Raw genomic sequence first — 15,531 nt, 5'->3', positions numbered from 1 at the left:
GTAGCGATTCAATCCGTAGGGTGCTGAATATGGATATGCACACTGTCGTGGTGGGGACGTCCGGGACCACCGCCGAGGACGTCATCGCCGTCGCCCGCGGCAACGCACGGGTCGAGCTGTCCGGCGAGGCGCTCGACGCCCTCGCCCGCGCCCGCGAGATCGTCGATGCCCTCGCGGCCAAGCCCGAGCCCGTCTACGGGGTGTCCACCGGGTTCGGCGCCCTCGCCTCCCGGCACATCAGTCCCGAGCTGCGCGCCCAGCTCCAGCGCAACATCGTCCGCTCGCACGCCGCCGGCATGGGTCCGCGCGTCGAGCGCGAGGTCGTCCGCGCCCTGATGTTCCTCCGGCTCAAGACCGTCGCCTCCGGCCACACCGGAGTCCGCCCCTCCGTGGCCCAGACCATGGCCGACGTCCTGAACGCCGGGATCACCCCCGTCGTCCACGAGTACGGCTCCCTCGGCTGCTCCGGCGACCTCGCACCCCTGTCCCACTGCGCCCTCGCGCTCATGGGCGAGGGCGACGCCGAGGGCCCGGACGGGGTCGTGCGCCCCGCGGGCGAACTGCTCGCCGAAGCCGGGATCGCCCCGGTGGAGCTCCGCGAGAAGGAGGGCCTCGCCCTCCTCAACGGCACCGACGGCATGCTCGGCATGCTGGTCATGGCCCTCGCCGACCTCGGCAAGCTCTACACCTCCGCCGACATCACCGCCGCCCTGACGCTGGAAGCGCTCCTCGGCACCGAGAAGGTCCTCGCGCCCGAGCTGCACGCCATCCGCCCGCACCCCGGCCAGGGCGCCTCCGCCGCCAACATGGCCGCCGTGCTGAAGGGCTCCGGCCTCACCGGGCACTTCCAGGAGGAGTCCGCCCCGCGCGTGCAGGACGCCTACTCGGTGCGCTGCGCCCCGCAGGTGGCCGGCGCGGGCCGCGACACCATGGCGCACGCCGCCCTCGTGGCCTCCCGCGAACTGGCCTCCGCCGTGGACAACCCGGTGGTCCTGCCCGACGGGCGCGTGGAGTCCAACGGCAACTTCCACGGGGCCCCGGTCGCGTACGTGCTGGACTTCCTCGCCATCGCGGCCGCCGACCTCGGCTCCATCGCCGAGCGGCGCACCGACCGCCTGCTCGACAAGAACCGCTCGCACGGCCTGCCGCCGTTCCTCGCGGACGACGCGGGCGTCGACTCCGGGCTGATGATCGCCCAGTACACGCAGGCCGCCCTGGTCAGCGAGATGAAGCGGCTCGCGGTGCCCGCGTCCGCCGACTCCATCCCCTCCTCCGCCATGCAGGAGGACCACGTCTCCATGGGGTGGTCGGCCGCGCGCAAGCTCCGTACCGCCGTGGACAACCTGACCCGGATCGTCGCGATCGAGCTGTACGCGGCCACCCGCGCCATCGAACTGCGCCACGGGCTGACCGCCGCCCCCGCCAGCCGGGCAGCGATCGAGGCCGCCCGCGCGGCGGGTGTGCAGGGTCCCGGGCCGGATCGTTTCCTCGCCCCCGACCTGGCTGCCGCCGACGCCTTCGTGCGCAGCGGGGCGCTCGTCGACGCCGTGGAAGCGGTGACGGGCCCGCTCGCCTGACGGGCCGCGGACGCGAGCTGGGGCCGCCCTTCGGGGCGGCCCTTTCGCGTGGTCGGGGGCGGCCGGGCTACGGGGTGCGGGAGCGGTGCACGGAGAAGGTCACGAAGGCGGCCCCGAGGCCCAGGCAGAGCGTGCCGCCGAGGACGTACGGAGTGGTGTCGACGGAGCCGGTGTCCGCGAGGGTGAGCGGGGCCCGCACGGTCTGCGCGGCCGCACGGGACGGCGCGGCGGCAGCGGAACCGGAATCCGATGCCGGGTCAGAACCGGAAGCCGGTCCGGAGCCGGGACCGGCGGGCCGGGGCGTCCCGGAGGTGTTCGCGCCCGCGGGCGCGCCGGTGGGGCCCGCGGTGTGCCCGGGTGAGGTGGCGCCCGCGGAGGGCACGAACCAGAGGGCGGCGAGGAGGGTGGTCGCTCCGAGAGCGGTGAGCAGCGGTCGACGTGCGGACACGGTGCGATCCCCCTTGTGGCAGCAGCGAATTGGCCGTGTGCGGTGATGCTACGGAAAGGGGCGGGTCGTGGGAAAGCCGGGGGTTCCACGGGCTTACGCTCCGTCGTATGAACCCTTCTGAGACATCACGATACGTACGGCTTCGGGTTGATTTGGTACTGGAGGTGCCGGATCCGGAAGCACTCACCGGAGCCGCACTGGACCACATCGGGGCCGACGAGTTCATGCCGGACGAGGAGCGCGGCCACGCCGAGTCCGCCGTCCGGGAGGACGAATCGGAGGCCCTGGCGTACCTGGTGGACCCCACCGACCTGGTCGCCGACATCCCCGGCGTGGAGCTGGCGCAGGCCTCCTGGAGCAGCGAGCCCGTCGAATACGACCCCGAGTCCATGGAGTGGGACCTGGACGAGGAAGATGGGGACTTCGACGAACAGAACGACAACGCCTGACCGTGGGGTTGCCCACATTCGAACGGAATGTGGAACCGATCCATGCCGTTAACGCGTTGTCAGGGCGAGGCAGGGGGTGCGTCCCCCTGCCCGGCCAGCCCCGGGACGGCAGCCTCGGGGTTTCCGGCAACGATGGAGTGGCGTGTGAGGACGGACAGCAAGCGGCGGAGAAGGTCCCTGGTGGCCGTATCCGCCGTGCTCGGCGGCGTACTGATGCTCTCGGCGTGCAACGGCGGGGACGACGCCCAGCCGAAGGGGAACGGCGAGGCCAGCAAGTCCCAGGCGGAGGTGGACGCGGCGGCGGCGAAGGACGCCTCCAAGGCGCGAATAGTCATCACGCCCAAGGACGGCGCCGACAACGTCGGCCTGAACGACTCGACCAGCGTCACCGTCAGTGACGGCACGCTCACCAGTGTCGAGCTGAAGACCAACGAGGGCGCGGCCGTGGCCGGCAAGATCGCCGCGGACGGCAAGAGCTGGAAGCCGGACGCGGCGCTGAAGCGCTCCACGAAGTACGCCCTGGCGGCCACCGCGAAGGACGCCGACGGCAAGGAGGCGCACGAGAACGCCTCCTTCACGACGCTCTCGCCGGAGAAGAGCTTCATCGGCTCCTTCACCCCGGACGACGGGGCGACGGTCGGCGTGGGCATGCCCGTCTCCATCACCTTCAACAAGCCGATCAAGGACAAGAAGGCCGTCCAGGCGGCCATCTCGGTCTCCTCCAGCAGCGGCCAGGAAGTCGTCGGCCACTGGTTCAGCCCCCAGCGCCTGGACTTCCGCCCTGAGCAGTACTGGCAGGCGAACTCCACCGTCACGCTGAAGCTGGCGCTGGAAGGCGTCGAGGGCGCTCCCGGCATCATGGGGTCCCAGAACAAGACCGTCACCTTCAAGACCGGCCGCAGCCAGGTCTCCACGGTCGACGCGAAGACGAAGCAGATGACGGTCACCCGGGACGGCGCGGTCCTCAAGACCATCCCGATCTCGGCGGGCTCCCCGGCGAACCCGACGTACAACGGCCAGATGGTGATCTCCGAGAAGTTCAAGGAGACCCGGATGGACGGCGCCACCGTCGGCTTCAAGAACGGCGAGGGCAAGGGCGAGTACGACATCAAGGACGTCCCGCACGCGATGCGGCTGTCCACGTCGGGCACCTTCATCCACGGCAACTACTGGGGAGCGGACTCGATCTTCGGCAGCGTCAACACCAGCCACGGCTGTGTCGGCCTGAACGACGCCAAGGGTGCCAACGACCCGAACCAGCCCGGCGCCTGGTTCTTCGACAACTCGCTCATCGGCGACGTGGTCACCGTGGTCAACTCCCCGGACAAGACCATCAAGCCCGACAACGGCCTCAACGGCTGGAACATGAGCTGGGCGGAATGGAAGGCCGGCGCGGCCTCCTGACGGCGCGCCACCTGCGACGGCGACGGCCGGGAACCCTCACGGGGTTCCCGGCCGTCGGCCGTTCAGCGCGCCCGGCAAGGTCCGAAAGAGACGCCCTAGCCCGCAGAGCGCCCGCCCGCAGAGCGCCCGCCCTCCGAGCGCCCGCCCGCAGAGCGCCCGCCCTCCGAGCGCCCGCCCGCCGAGCGCTTGCCCTCCGGGGCGGGGGACGGCGCGGGCGCGGGGGAGGGAGCGGCCGGGGACGGGGACTGGGCCGCCCACGACGACAGGAGCCGCAGGGCGTCCGAGGACGGGGAGCCGGGGGCCGCGTGGAACACCACCAGCCCCTGCTCCGGGTCGTCGGGCAGCGTCAGGGTCTCGAACGACAGGCTCAGCTCGCCCACCAGTGGATGCCGCAGCCGCTTCACCCCGTGCGTCTTGTCGGCCACGGTGTGTGCCGCCCAGAGCCGCCGGAACTCCTCGTCCTTCACCGACAGCTCGCCGACCAGCGCCGACAGCTGCTCGTCCTCCGGGTGCCGGCCGGCGTACATCCGCAGGTTGCTCACCACCTCGCAGGCCCGGCACTCCCAGTCCGCGTACAGCTCGGCCGTCGCCGGGTCCAGGAACACCAGCCGCACCAGGTTCCGCTCGGCCGCGGGCAGCGCCCCGAAGTCCCCGAAGACCTCCGCCGCCAGCCGGTTCCAGCCGATGACGTCCTGGCGCCGCCCCACGAGGTACGCCGGTACGCCGTCCATCGCGTCCAGCAGCGTCCGCAGCTCCGGCCGGACCTGCTGGGGCCTGGGGGGCTGGCGGCGCTTCGTGCGGGACGCGGGGCGGGCCAGATGGGTCAGGTGCGCCGTCTCCGTGCCGTCCAGGCGCAGCGCCCGCGCGATCGCGTCGAGCACCTGCGCGGACACGTTCTGTCCGTTGCCCTGCTCCAGGCGCGTGTAATAGGCGACCGACACCCCCGCCAGCAGCGCCAGCTCCTCGCGGCGCAGCCCCGGCACCCTGCGGTGGCGGCCGTAGTCCGGCAGGCCCACGTCCTCGGGGCGCAGCCGGGCCCGGCGGGAGCGCAGGAACTCGCCCAGTTCGGCTCGCGGGTCCAGTTGGTCCATACCGCCAGTATCGCCGGGCCGCCCCCCGTGCGGCGGGCCGGTTCCTGACCCTGCCAGGGGTAGGTCTGGCAGTCCTAGGCAGGACAGGGGGCTGGGTGGCCGGGCGGGGTCCCGGCAGGCTGGAACCCGTCAGCGCACGACACCCCTGAAAGCCCAGCGCCGAGGAGTCACCCCATGTCCGTCACCCAGGTCGCCGCCTACGCCGCCCCCGCAGCCAAGGCCCCGCTGGAGCGCGTCACCGTCCCCCGCCGCCCGGTCGGCGAGCACGACGTCCTCATCGACATCAAGTACGCGGGCATCTGCCACTCCGACATCCACCAGGCGCGCGACGGCTGGGGCGAGGGCATCTTCCCCATGGTCCCCGGCCACGAGATCGCCGGTGTCGTCGCCGAAGTCGGTCCGGGCGTCACGAAGTTCGCCGTCGGGGACCGGGTGGGCGTCGGCTGCTTCGTCGACTCCTGCCGGGAGTGCGAGTACTGCCTGCGCGGGCAGGAGCAGTACTGCGTCCAGGGCATGACGGGCACGTACAACGCGCTCGACAAGAACGGCGAGCCCACGTACGGCGGTTACTCCACCCACGTCGTCGTCGACGAGAACTACACCGTCCGCATCCCCGAGGGCCTGGCCCTCGACGTCGCGGCGCCGCTGCTGTGCGCGGGCATCACCCTGTACTCGCCGCTCAAGCACTGGGGTGCGGGCCCCGGCAAGAAGGTCGCGATCGTCGGGCTCGGCGGCCTCGGCCACATGGGCGTGAAGATCGCCCACGCGCTGGGCGCGGAGGTCACCGTGCTGTCGCAGAGCCTGCGCAAGAAGGAGGACGGCCTGCGCCTGGGCGCCAGCCACTACTACGCCACGAACGACCGGGCCACCTTCGAGGAGCTGGCCGGGACCTTCGACCTGATCGTCTCCACCGTGTCCGCGCCGCTGGGCCTGGACTCCTACCTCGCCCTGCTGAAGGTCGACGGCGCACTGGTGAACGTCGGCGCCCCGGAGGAGCCGGTCGAGCTCAACCTCTTCTCCGTGATCGGCGGCCGCAAGACCCTGGCCGGCTCGATGATCGGCGGCATCGCCGAGACCCAGGAGATGCTCGACTTCTGCGCCGAGCACGGCCTGGGCTCGGAGATCGAGCTGATCGCCGCCGACCGGATCAACGAGGCGTACGAGCGGGTCCTGGCGAGCGACGTCCGCTACCGCTTCGTGATCGACACCTCCACGATCTGACGGATACGCCGGGCAGCGGGCTACAGGGCTGCGAAGGGCGGCACGATCCGCACCACGACGATCAGCCGGGCCCGGGGTGCGGCCAGGAAGTAGAACCAGCCTCCGGCGGCGTCCATGCGCCGGAGGCCGGGGCCCCGCTCGAAAGGTTGAGCCGGGGCTACTCCGCCGCCGCCACGCCGATCGGGCAGGAGACGCCCGTGCCGCCGATGCCGCAGTAGCCCGACGGGTTCTTGTCGAGGTACTGCTGGTGGTGGGCTTCCGCAGGCCAGAAGGGGCGCTCCGACGCGGGCAGGACGGCCGTGGTGATCTCGCCGTGGCCCGAGGCCGTCAGGACCTGCTGGTAGGTCGTGCGGGAGGCCTCGGCAGCCGCCTGATGGGCGGGGGAGTGGGTGTAGACCGCCGAGCGGTACTGGGTGCCCACGTCGTTGCCCTGGCGGAAGCCCTGGGTCGGGTCGTGGGACTCCCAGAACAGCTTCAGCAGGGCCTCGTACGGGACGGCCCGGGGGTCGAAGACCACGCGGACGACCTCGGTGTGGCCCGTCAGGCCCGAGCAGACCTCTTCGTAGGTCGGGTTCTCGGTGAAGCCGCCCTGGTAACCGGCCAGGGTGGTCCACACCCCCGGGGTCTGCCAGAACTTGCGCTCGGCGCCCCAGAAGCAGCCCAGGCCGAAGTCGGCGACCTCCAGGCCGGCGGGGTACGGGCCGGAGAGCGGGTTGCCGAGGACCGTGTGGCGGCCGGGAACGGGGAACAGTGGCTCCGGGCGGCCCTTCAGGGCCTCCTCGCGGGTGGGGAGCTCGGGCGTGCGGCGGTACGAGAACATGGATTCCCTCCTTGTGGGAGTGTCAACGGCCGGGGGCGGGCCGGGATTCCCCGGCCCGCCCCCGACGGTCACGCGCGCGGTGCGCTCAGGCGCGCGGCGCGCGCTCAGGCGTCCCGTGCGACCAGCGACACCGCGAAGTCGCGCGCGTACAGGTAGCGGCGCTTCGGCGTCCCCGAGTACGACCACGGCATGGCGCCGATGTGGCCGTCGATGTGGCGGAACTGCTCGACGGCCTCCGCGTCCCGGTCCTGCCAGAACAGCAGGAACGCCAGCATGTGCCGCATCAGCGGAGCCTGCCGGTGGCCGGCGCCGGCCGCCGCCAGGTCCGCGAGCGCCGCGTCCACCGCGGCGAGGATCTCCGGCTCCTTGAAGTAGGTGTCGACCGCGAGGTCGTCCTCGTCCGTCTGCTTCTCGAAGTACGCGATCAGCGGGAGCAGCGACAGCAGGTCACCGGGCTCGCCCGCGGCCGCCGACTCCTTCGCGAAGGCCAGCGCCAGCTCGTGCGAGCCGCACCACTTGCGGCACCAGAACTGCAGGGCCGTGTAGTGCGCCCACAGCACCTTCGGGGCCCGCCCGGTGATCTGCGCCCACAGCTCCCGGTAGCGCTCGTGCGAGTAGCCCAGCCCGAAGGCGATGGGCTGCTCCACGATGTACGGGGTCGGGTCCGCGGGACCGGCCAGCCGCTGGGCCTCGTGCGCGTCCTGCTGCGCCTTGGTCAGGAGCTGGTGGAAGAGGCGGAACTGCTCCTGGGTGGTGTGGCTGGCGCGCAGCGAGCCGCGGACGTTCCAGGCGACCTGTACCGAGGTGTCGGCGTTGACCAGGGCGGCCGTGGGGTCCGAGGGGCGTGCCGCCCGCCAGGCCAGCAGCCACGCGTCCTCCTCGGCGGCTGCTTCGGCCAGCGGGCGGACCCGCTCCATCCGCTCCTGCCAGTCCTGCCCGGCCGCCTCCACGTACGCGGCCGCCGCCTGCCAGTCGCCTGCCCGGACGGCCGCCAGCACGGCGGTCTGCTCCGGCGGCACGGGCATGGCGTTGTCCGTGTCGAGATCGGCCTCCGGTACGAAGCCCTGCGCGACGGCCGTCGCCGCCCGCTCGGCCTCCTCCGCGGCCTCGGTGGCCTTCTCCGCGGCCTCCTGCTCGCTCTCGATGGCCCGGGTCCGGCCGTTCAGGACGTCGATCTCGGCTTCGAGGGCCTTGGCCTTGCGGATGTAGTAGACGCCTCGCAGGACCTTGAAGGCTCCGGCGAGGAGGACGCCGCCGAGTACGGCGAGGGCGATGATCACGGGGCAAGTACCAGCTTTCGCAGGGGTTCGGTGTCGCACTGGTCGGCGGTCACCGCGTCCAGGGCCGGGCCGAGCTCGTCCTCGAAGCCGGGGACGGGGTAGGTGAGGGTGGCCGAGTCGGCCCAGGACATCTGCCAGCGGGCCGCACCGCGGGCCGTCAGCTCCACGGTGACCAGCTGGTTCAGGGCGCGGCGCAGGACCGGGCGGGCGAATTCGCGGGCCGTGCGGCCGGTGGCGGCCTGCGCCTCCTCGGACTTCGGGAAGCGGTCGGTGATCCGCCAGCGCACGGACGGGTCGGCGTCCACGGCGTCCAGCAGCGCCCCCAGGCCGGGGCCGGCGCCCTCGGTGGTGAGGAGCTCGCGGACCTCCTGCGCGCTCTGGCCGGCGTACAAGGTCATCGACGCGTGGACGAGCTCGTCCCAGCCGACCCGCCGGAGCGCGAGGGCCTCCGGGGTGAGGACGGCCTGCTCCAGTGCGATCAGTGCCGCATCCGCGTCGCAGAGCAGGTCCAGCGCCGGACGGGCGCCCTGCCCGCTGCGGCCGTCGTCGGGCAGCGCCTCGATGCGGGCCACGCGGTCGGCGAGCGCGGGGTGGGAGTCGTAGGGGGAGACGGGCTCGGTGGACAGCTCGCGGCGCAGGCCGTCCAGCTCCTCGGAGCGGGCGTCCAGGAGGCTGCGCAGGCCGCCGAAGACCTGGCCGGGCGGGGGCAGCAGACCGGCGTTCACGCCGAGGGTGGCGTACGCGTTCATGTAGAAGTCGTGCGCCGCGTCCAGGGCGCCCAGCTCGCGCAGCGCGGACGCGGCGGAGTCGCGCCCGGCGACGCGGGCCGAGGCGAGGTCGGCGGCGAGCTCCTGGCGGCGGGCCGAGGAGCGGGTGGCCCGCATGTAGAACTTCGCGTACGCCGTGTAGAGCTTGGCCATGGCCCGGTACATCGCGCCCTGGCCGGAGGTGTCGATCTCGTGGGCCTTCTTGCCCTTGGCGATCCGCTTCTCGGCCTTCTTCTCCTGCCGCGCGCGCTCCTTGGCGACCTTGTCGGCGGCGCGGTCGTTGAAGTGCTCGATGGTGCGGATCAGCTGGGCGCGGCCGCGTGCGATGAGCGGGGTCAGCCGGGTGTCGAAGTTGGCGTAGTGGCCCATCTCGTGGGCGAGCACGGCCCGCAGCTGCATCTCGTCCAGGCCCGTCATCAGCGGCAGCCCGAGGTACAGGCGCCGGGTGCCGGAGCGCAGGCCCAGCAGCCGGGCGTCCTCGCTGACGGCCGCGTTGACCTCGTCGACGAGCACGATCTCGTCGGGGGCGCGGGTGCCGACCTGCTGCGCGATCTCGCGCACGGCCTGCCACAGGGCGGGCTCCTGCGCCTCGGTGACGGGGACGCCCGCCGGGGGTTCGCCCTTGGGGGTGCGCAGCATGAACATGCCGCGCACGATCGGGACCGAGAGGACCACGGAGACGATGAGGACCTTGACGGCGGCCGGTCCGTGCAGCCCGGTGACGGCGGCGTAGTCGGCGGCGGCGAGGACGGCCAGCAGGACGAGGCCGAGCAGGTAGAAGCCTGCGAGCAGGACGAGGGCGCGCGAGGCGCGCAGTGAAGCGCCCATATGGACAGATCCCCCCACGGGACGAAGAAGAAGACGAAAAAGGCGGAGCAGCGGAAAGCGGAGACGGGCGGCGCCGGCGTCAGCCGCGGGCGCCGTGGGCCGCGAGGCCCCTGGCGAGGTCGAAGGCGGCCGCGGGACCCGCAGGGTCGGCGGTCCAGGGAGCGGCCCCGCAGTACGGGCCGATCCTGCGGAACTGCTCCAGCGCCGGGCCCGCCAGGCCGGCCCGCAGGAGGTGGTGCGCCAGCAGGTGGCGCAGGCGCGGCAGGTCCTCGTGGTCCTGGCGTACGGAGTCCAGCCGGGCGGCGACGGCCGTCAGCAGCTCCGGGTCGCCGCCGGGCCGCTTGGAGCGCAGCTCGGTCAGGGCGTTCAGGTAGAGGCCGGGCAGGAGGCTCCCGGCCGGGGCGCCGAGGACGGCCCGGCGGGCGAAGTCCAGCATCAGCTCGTCGGAGCCGCCCCACTTGGCGCACCAGTACTGCAGGGCCTGCCAGTGGGCGGCGGTGTGGTGCGGCGCCCGCCGGGTCAGGTTGCGCCACAGGTCGGCGAACTGGCCGCGCGAGTAGCTCATGGCCCGGGCGGCCGTGATCATGACCACCCAGGGGCCCGGGTCGGCGGGGGCCAGGTCGGCGGCGCGCTGCGCGGCGGCCATCACGGACGGCAGCGTGGCCATGAACTGCTGCATGTCGCCGTCGGGGACGTCCTTCGCGAACGCCGATCCGCGGACGGCCCACGCACTGCGCAGCAGCAGTTGGGCGTGCACGGTCGCGGCGTCGCCGTCGGCGGGCTCGGCGGTGCGCCAGTCGGTGAGCCAGCGGTCGTCGGACCCGGCGAGCTCGAACAGCAGCTCCAGCCGGGACCAGCGCTCGTCCCAGTCGCCGGGCCGGGCGGCCCGTACGTGGGAGGCCGCCGGGCGCCAGTCGCCCTCGAAGGCCGCGTCGGCGACGAGGCGGCGCTCGGCGCGCACGGTGGCGGAGGCCTCGGGGCCGCCGCGCCGCGGGTCGAGGTCCGCACGGGGGACGAGGCCGAATGCGGCGGGTTCGAACTGGTTGCGCGCCCACCGGGTGGCGAAGAAGCCGGGGCGTCGGTTCCGCAGGGAGATCACGGCCGGAATCATGCGGCCTGAAGGTCACTCACAGCAACTTTATTGGCCAGGGGTTCGCCTTGGCGGCAGAGCCCGCAGCGCGCGGGGCGGGGCCGGCGGGAGCGGACCCGGCCGGACAACTCCCGCCGGCCCGGCCGGGCGGCTGCCGCGTGCCGGGCGGGACGGGCCCTGTCGTTTTGACCGGGCGGCTGCCGCCTGCCGGGCGGGACGGGCCCGGCCCGGGGTGAGGCCGGCCCCGCCGAACAGGCCGGACAGCTCCGGCCGGCCCGGCCGGCCCGGCCGGACCGGCTGCCGTCGGCCGGGCGGGACGGGCCCCTGTCGGTTCGGTCGGGCGGCTGCCGTGTGCCGGGCGGGACGGGCCCCTGTCGGTTCGGTCGGGCGGCTTCCGCCTGCCGCCGGGACGGGACCCGTCGCCTCGGCCGGACCGGCTCCCGCCGGCCTCGCGCCTGCGTCAGTGCGGCAGCGTCGCCGGGGAGCCGCCGTTCGCCTCGTAGCCCGCCACCGCCAGCGCCCGGAACAGCGCGTACTGCTCCGCCGGATCACCCGAGGCCGACCACGGCAGCGCGCCGACGAACCCGTCGACGTGCCGCACCTGCTCCATGGCCTCCGCCCAGCGCTCCATCTGCACCAGGAACATCAGCAGCATGTGCCGCACGTGCGCGAGCATCGGATCGTCCTGCCGCGCCGTGTGCACCGCGTACAGGGCGCCCTCCACCGCCCGCGTCACGACCGCGCCCCGGAAGTACCCCCCGGTCATCACCAGGTCGGGGGTGTTCTCGTACAGCGCGAACAGCGGCAGCGCCGCCAGCAGCGAACCCTGCGGGGCGCGGGCCGCAGCCGCGTGCGAGAACGCGTCGGCCTTCTCCCGCGAGCCGTGCCACTTCTCGCCCCAGTAGTGCAGGGCGGCCAGGTGCGCGCCCATGTGCTGCGGTGCCACGTCGATCACCTTCGCCCACAGGGCGTCGAACTCGGCCTCCGAGTACCCCAGACCCCGGGCGATCGCCAGCTCCGCGATGTGCGGGACCGGGTCGCCCGGCGCCAGCAGCGCGGCCTTGCGGCACGCGTCCCGCGCCTCCTCCAGGATGATGCGGTGATCGGCGGAGCCCACCCCGCCCGAGTGCCGCCACGCCTGCTGCACCAGCAGCTCGGCGTGCACCTGCGCGCCGCCCGCGTCCTTCTCCGCCTCCAGCCGCCAGGCCTTCAGCCACTGCGCGCCCACACCGGGCTGCTGGACGAGCTCCAGGGCCGCGGCCCCGCCGAAGGCCTGGACGCGCTGCCAGCGCTCCTCGCCCTCCTTCGGGGTCCCGGCGAGCAGCTGCGAGGCCGCCTGCCAGCTGCCGCTGCGCTGGACGTTGCCCAGGGCGTCCATCAGGTCCTCGTCGGGCCCCGGCACCCGGATGTCGAGCTGCTCCTGACGGACGAACCCGTAGTTCTCCGGGTCGGCGGCGTCCGGGCTGCCGGGCGCGACCTGACGGATGCCGCCGCCGCGGCCGCGCCGCACGTAGGGAGCGACCACGGCGAAGAGCAGGCCGATCGCGAGCAGGAACAACATAATCTCCATGCCTCCAAGCGAACCAGACTCACGCCACCCGGGGCCAACAGGGGGTGGCCGCCACGTGCGGCACGGGCTCCAGGCGGGGCTTAGGCTCTGCCCATGAGCGACGACAGCCACGAGCACCAGAGCTTCGAGACCCGCGCGATCCACGCGGGCAATACGGCCGACCCCCTGACCGGCGCGGTCGTACCGCCGATCTACCAGGTCTCCACCTACAAGCAGGACGGCGTCGGAGGACTGCGCGGCGGCTACGAGTACAGCCGCAGCGGCAACCCGACCCGTACCGCCCTGGAGGAGAACCTCGCGGCGCTGGAGGGCGGCCGGCGCGGCCTCGCCTTCGCGTCGGGCCTGGCCGCCGAGGACTGCCTGCTGAGGACGCTGCTCTCCCCGGGCGACCACGTGGTCATCCCCAACGACGCCTACGGCGGAACCTTCCGCCTCTTCGCGAAGGTCGTCTCCCGCTGGGGCGTCGAGTGGTCGGTGGCCGACACCTCCGACCCGGCGTCCGTGCGCGCCGCCCTCACCCCGAAGACCAAGGTCATCTGGGTCGAGACCCCGTCCAACCCGCTGCTCGGCATCACCGACATCGCCGTCGTCGCCGACATCGCGCGTTCGGCCGGCGCCAAGCTGGTCGTGGACAACACCTTCGCCTCCCCCTACCTCCAGCAGCCCCTCGCGCTCGGCGCGGACGTGGTCGTGCACTCCCTGACCAAGTACATGGGCGGCCACTCCGACGTGGTCGGCGGCGCGCTGGTCACCGCCGACGCGGCCCTGGGCGAGGAACTGGCCTACCACCAGAACGCGATGGGCGCCGTGGCCGGCCCCTTCGACTCCTGGATCGTGCTGCGCGGCATCAAGACCCTGGCCGTCCGCATGGACCGGCACGCGGAGAACGCGACGAAGGTCGCCGAGCTGCTGACCCGCCACCCCAAGGTCACGCACGTCCTCTACCCGGGGCTGCCGGACCACCCGGGTCACGAGATCGCCGCGAAGCAGATGCGCAACTTCGGCGGGATGATCTCCTTCCGCGTCCAGGGCGGCGAGGCGGCGGCGGTGGAGGTCTGCAACCGCGCCAAGCTGTTCACCCTGGGCGAGTCCCTCGGCGGCGTCGAGTCCCTCATCGAGCACCCGGGTCTGATGACCCACGCCTCGGTGGCCGGCTCGGCCCTGGAGGTCCCGGCGGACCTGGTCCGCCTCTCGGTGGGCATCGAGAACGCGGACGACCTGCTGGCGGACCTCACCCAGGCCCTGGGCTGACCCCTGCCGCAACCCCTGCCTGCCGGACGCCCGGCAGGCAGGACCGGGCTACCACCCCTCCAGCGGCGGCGAGATGCTGCTGGAGGGCGTGACCCACGGCTGCGTGAGCGCGGCCCACACCGTGAAGGCAACCGCCGCCGCGAAGAGCACCGCCCACCCCAGCCGCCGCAGCGCCCGGCGGCGGCGCAGCAGCCGGTCGCCGCGGGCGGCCGCCCCTGACGCGAGATCGGCCGGGACCACCGGAAGCGGCCCCTCCATCAATTGCCTGACCTGCGCTTCCTTACGGTTCGCGGAGCTCATGCCGCACCCGCGGTGCCTGCGGTGCCTGCGGTGCCTGCGGTGCCTGCGGTGCCTGCGGCGTCTGCCGCACCCGTCGTACCTGCCGTACCCGGGCCGGTCACGGTCCTGCCTGCGGGGCGGGACCTCAGTGCGTTGACGGCCCGGCCGCACAGCACCCGGACCCGCTCCGGCGGCAGCCCCAGCTGCGCCGCCGTGACCTCTTCCGCGACCCCTTCGTAGATCCGCAGGACCAGCACGAGCCGCTCCGCCGGGCTCAGCCCGGCCAGTACCCCGACGCCCCCGTGGTGGCGCCGGCCGGTGCGGGCGAAGGCCGCGCACAGCTCCTGGCGGGTGTGGTCGTAGGGGTCGTCGCCGCGCAGCCGCCGCCAGTTCGCGTACGTACGGGCCAGCGCGCCCGCCAGCAGCCGGCGCGCGGCGACGGCCTCGGTCTCCGCCTCGGCGGTCAGCAGGACCGCGACGCGCAGGAGCCGCCCCGCCGCGCCCGCGACGAAGGCCTCGAACTCGGTGTAGAGCCCCGATCGGTGGTCCACAGGCCACATAGTGCGGCCAGCGGGACCACCCCGGTCAAGAGGTCGGACGGACCTGCCTGGAGGAGGGTTTCCCCGGGCTCAGGACGCCGGGCCCGCCTCGGTCACGGCCGCCATCAGCTCCGACAGCGACAGGTTGAAACGGGTCAGCAGTCCGGTGAAGGACTCGCGCTCCTGCGGACTCCAGCCTTCCGTCACCCGGGCCATCAGCTCGCGCCGCGAGGAACGGACCTCCTCCAGGCGGGCCAGCCCGCGCGGGGACAGCGCGAGGACCACGGCCCGGCCGTCCTCGGGGTGCGAGGTCCGCTTGACCAGACCGCTGTCGACGAGCGGCGCGACCTGCCGGGTGACGGTGGAGGAGTCGATGCCCATGCCCCCGGCGAGCGCCTTGACGCCCATCGGCCCTTCCAGGTCCAGCCGGTTCAGCAGGAGGTACGCGGCACGGTCCATCGAGTTGCGGGCCTGGCCGACACCGCCGAGGCGGGTCTGCTCGGCGCGTCGGGCGAAGACCGCCACCTGGTGCTGGAGCGCGTCGAGGAGACCGGCTCCGGCGGGCACTGATGCCACCGCGGGCAGGTCGGAATTGGCCGGGATGGAAGGCATGGCCGTGGGCTCTCTTCGCGTGGTCCGACAAGGATGGGGGACAGAGTACGCGGCCGTACGGCGGCTCGTACGCCGCGTTTGAGAACTGATACGACCGGAATGCAGCGCCGCCCGGCGGTCGTCGCGGATGGCGGGATCCCGACGCTCGCCCCGCCGCGCGGACCGCCTCCGCCCGCTCCGCGACCGGCCTGCGCCCGGACCCCGTCCAGCCGTCCCGCGCGCGTCCGCACCCGGCCGGTCCGCCGTCCCGTCCCGTCCCGGGCCGGTCCGCCGTCCCGAGCCGGGCTCCGCGCAGGCTGCGAGAC

Annotated in this window: 15 protein-coding genes; 5 read left to right on the top strand and 10 right to left on the bottom strand. The window is 73.4% G+C overall.

All coding sequences use genetic code 11. From position 1 onward, the window contains the following. Nucleotides 1-35: 35 nt before the first annotated feature. Complete coding sequence (hutH, locus tag IO30_RS0118915; protein WP_031144574.1) at nt 36-1,577, top strand: histidine ammonia-lyase; 1,542 nt, start codon at nt 36-38, stop codon at nt 1,575-1,577. 67 nt (nt 1,578-1,644) lie between these two features. On the opposite strand, the gene IO30_RS44715 is transcribed toward hutH, so the two are convergent. Next, on the bottom strand, nt 1,645-2,025 hold the full coding sequence (locus tag IO30_RS44715; protein WP_031144572.1) for a hypothetical protein: 381 nt from the start codon (nt 2,023-2,025) through the stop codon (nt 1,645-1,647). Between the two features lie 164 nt (nt 2,026-2,189). Here IO30_RS44715 and IO30_RS47025 point away from each other — a divergent pair, with 164 nt between their 5' ends. Continuing rightward, on the top strand, nt 2,190-2,474 hold the full coding sequence (locus IO30_RS47025; protein WP_234321472.1) for a hypothetical protein: 285 nt from the start codon (nt 2,190-2,192) through the stop codon (nt 2,472-2,474). A gap of 132 nt (nt 2,475-2,606) precedes the next feature. Continuing rightward, a complete protein-coding gene (locus IO30_RS0118900; RefSeq protein ID WP_031144568.1) occupies nt 2,607-3,878 on the top strand; it encodes a L,D-transpeptidase in 1,272 nt (423 codons plus the stop codon). A gap of 95 nt (nt 3,879-3,973) precedes the next feature. On the opposite strand, the gene IO30_RS0118895 is transcribed toward IO30_RS0118900, so the two are convergent. Further along, the gene (locus IO30_RS0118895) at nt 3,974-4,969 is read right to left on the bottom strand and encodes a helix-turn-helix transcriptional regulator (protein WP_107066903.1); all 996 of its coding nucleotides are present in this window, start codon (nt 4,967-4,969) and stop codon (nt 3,974-3,976) included. Nucleotides 4,970-5,143: 174 nt separating this feature from the next. On the opposite strand from IO30_RS0118895, the gene IO30_RS0118890 reads away from it, so the two are divergent. Continuing rightward, nucleotides 5,144-6,190: an NAD(P)-dependent alcohol dehydrogenase gene (locus IO30_RS0118890; RefSeq protein ID WP_031144564.1), complete on the top strand. Its 1,047-nt coding sequence runs from the start codon at nt 5,144-5,146 to the stop codon at nt 6,188-6,190. A 157-nt stretch (nt 6,191-6,347) separates the two neighbouring features. Here IO30_RS0118890 and msrA read toward each other — a convergent pair whose 3' ends face one another. From msrA to IO30_RS0118860, 5 genes are all read right to left on the bottom strand, one after another. After that, entirely contained in the window at nt 6,348-7,010 is a 663-nt protein-coding gene (msrA, locus tag IO30_RS0118880; RefSeq protein WP_031144563.1) for a peptide-methionine (S)-S-oxide reductase MsrA, read from the bottom strand. A 104-nt stretch (nt 7,011-7,114) separates the two neighbouring features. After that, nucleotides 7,115-8,290 (bottom strand): hypothetical protein, encoded by a 1,176-nt coding sequence (locus IO30_RS44710; protein ID WP_051858867.1) that lies wholly within the window; start codon nt 8,288-8,290, stop codon nt 7,115-7,117. Further along, nucleotides 8,287-9,885: a M48 family metalloprotease gene (locus IO30_RS0118870; RefSeq protein WP_031144560.1), complete on the bottom strand. Its 1,599-nt coding sequence runs from the start codon at nt 9,883-9,885 to the stop codon at nt 8,287-8,289. Before IO30_RS0118870 ends, IO30_RS44710 begins: the two co-directional genes overlap by 4 nt. 79 nt (nt 9,886-9,964) lie before the next feature. After that, on the bottom strand, nt 9,965-10,984 hold the full coding sequence (locus IO30_RS0118865; protein ID WP_234321473.1) for a hypothetical protein: 1,020 nt from the start codon (nt 10,982-10,984) through the stop codon (nt 9,965-9,967). Between the two features lie 451 nt (nt 10,985-11,435). Continuing rightward, on the bottom strand, nt 11,436-12,545 hold the full coding sequence (locus IO30_RS0118860) for a tetratricopeptide repeat protein (RefSeq protein ID WP_031144556.1): 1,110 nt from the start codon (nt 12,543-12,545) through the stop codon (nt 11,436-11,438). Nucleotides 12,546-12,638: 93 nt separating this feature from the next. On the opposite strand from IO30_RS0118860, the gene IO30_RS0118855 reads away from it, so the two are divergent. Continuing rightward, entirely contained in the window at nt 12,639-13,796 is a 1,158-nt protein-coding gene (locus IO30_RS0118855) for a cystathionine gamma-synthase (RefSeq protein ID WP_031144554.1), read from the top strand. Between the two features lie 48 nt (nt 13,797-13,844). Here IO30_RS0118855 and IO30_RS0118850 read toward each other — a convergent pair whose 3' ends face one another. From IO30_RS0118850 to IO30_RS0118840, 3 genes are all read right to left on the bottom strand, one after another. Continuing rightward, nucleotides 13,845-14,096: a hypothetical protein gene (locus tag IO30_RS0118850; RefSeq protein WP_031144552.1), complete on the bottom strand. Its 252-nt coding sequence runs from the start codon at nt 14,094-14,096 to the stop codon at nt 13,845-13,847. Then, on the bottom strand, nt 14,093-14,626 hold the full coding sequence (locus IO30_RS0118845; RefSeq protein WP_373316468.1) for a sigma factor-like helix-turn-helix DNA-binding protein: 534 nt from the start codon (nt 14,624-14,626) through the stop codon (nt 14,093-14,095). The genes IO30_RS0118850 and IO30_RS0118845 overlap by 4 nt, the downstream gene beginning before the upstream one ends. Before the next feature lie 78 nt (nt 14,627-14,704). Beyond that, on the bottom strand, nt 14,705-15,226 hold the full coding sequence (locus IO30_RS0118840) for a MarR family winged helix-turn-helix transcriptional regulator (protein WP_051858870.1): 522 nt from the start codon (nt 15,224-15,226) through the stop codon (nt 14,705-14,707). Nucleotides 15,227-15,531: the final 305 nt, after the last annotated feature.

Source organism: Streptomyces xanthophaeus, from assembly GCF_000725805.1.
Classification (GTDB): domain Bacteria; phylum Actinomycetota; class Actinomycetes; order Streptomycetales; family Streptomycetaceae; genus Streptomyces; species Streptomyces xanthophaeus.
The sequence above is the reverse complement of the archived record's forward strand: the minus strand, read 5'-3'. Positions and strand labels throughout refer to the sequence as shown.

Bases quoted from the DNA above. Each gene is read 5' to 3' on its own strand.
- hutH (WP_031144574.1), top strand. From the start codon at position 36: ATGCACACTGTCGTGGTGGGGACGTCCGGGACCACCGCCGAGGACGTC.
- IO30_RS0118900 (WP_031144568.1), top strand. From the start codon at position 2,607: ATGGAGTGGCGTGTGAGGACGGACAGCAAGCGGCGGAGAAGGTCCCTG.
- IO30_RS0118895 (WP_107066903.1), bottom strand. From the start codon at position 4,969: ATGGACCAACTGGACCCGCGAGCCGAACTGGGCGAGTTCCTGCGCTCC.
- IO30_RS0118890 (WP_031144564.1), top strand. From the start codon at position 5,144: ATGTCCGTCACCCAGGTCGCCGCCTACGCCGCCCCCGCAGCCAAGGCC.
- msrA (WP_031144563.1), bottom strand. From the start codon at position 7,010: ATGTTCTCGTACCGCCGCACGCCCGAGCTCCCCACCCGCGAGGAGGCC.
- IO30_RS0118870 (WP_031144560.1), bottom strand. From the start codon at position 9,885: ATGGGCGCTTCACTGCGCGCCTCGCGCGCCCTCGTCCTGCTCGCAGGC.
- IO30_RS0118860 (WP_031144556.1), bottom strand. From the start codon at position 12,545: ATGGAGATTATGTTGTTCCTGCTCGCGATCGGCCTGCTCTTCGCCGTG.
- IO30_RS0118855 (WP_031144554.1), top strand. From the start codon at position 12,639: ATGAGCGACGACAGCCACGAGCACCAGAGCTTCGAGACCCGCGCGATC.
- IO30_RS0118850 (WP_031144552.1), bottom strand. From the start codon at position 14,096: ATGAGCTCCGCGAACCGTAAGGAAGCGCAGGTCAGGCAATTGATGGAG.
- IO30_RS0118840 (WP_051858870.1), bottom strand. From the start codon at position 15,226: ATGCCTTCCATCCCGGCCAATTCCGACCTGCCCGCGGTGGCATCAGTG.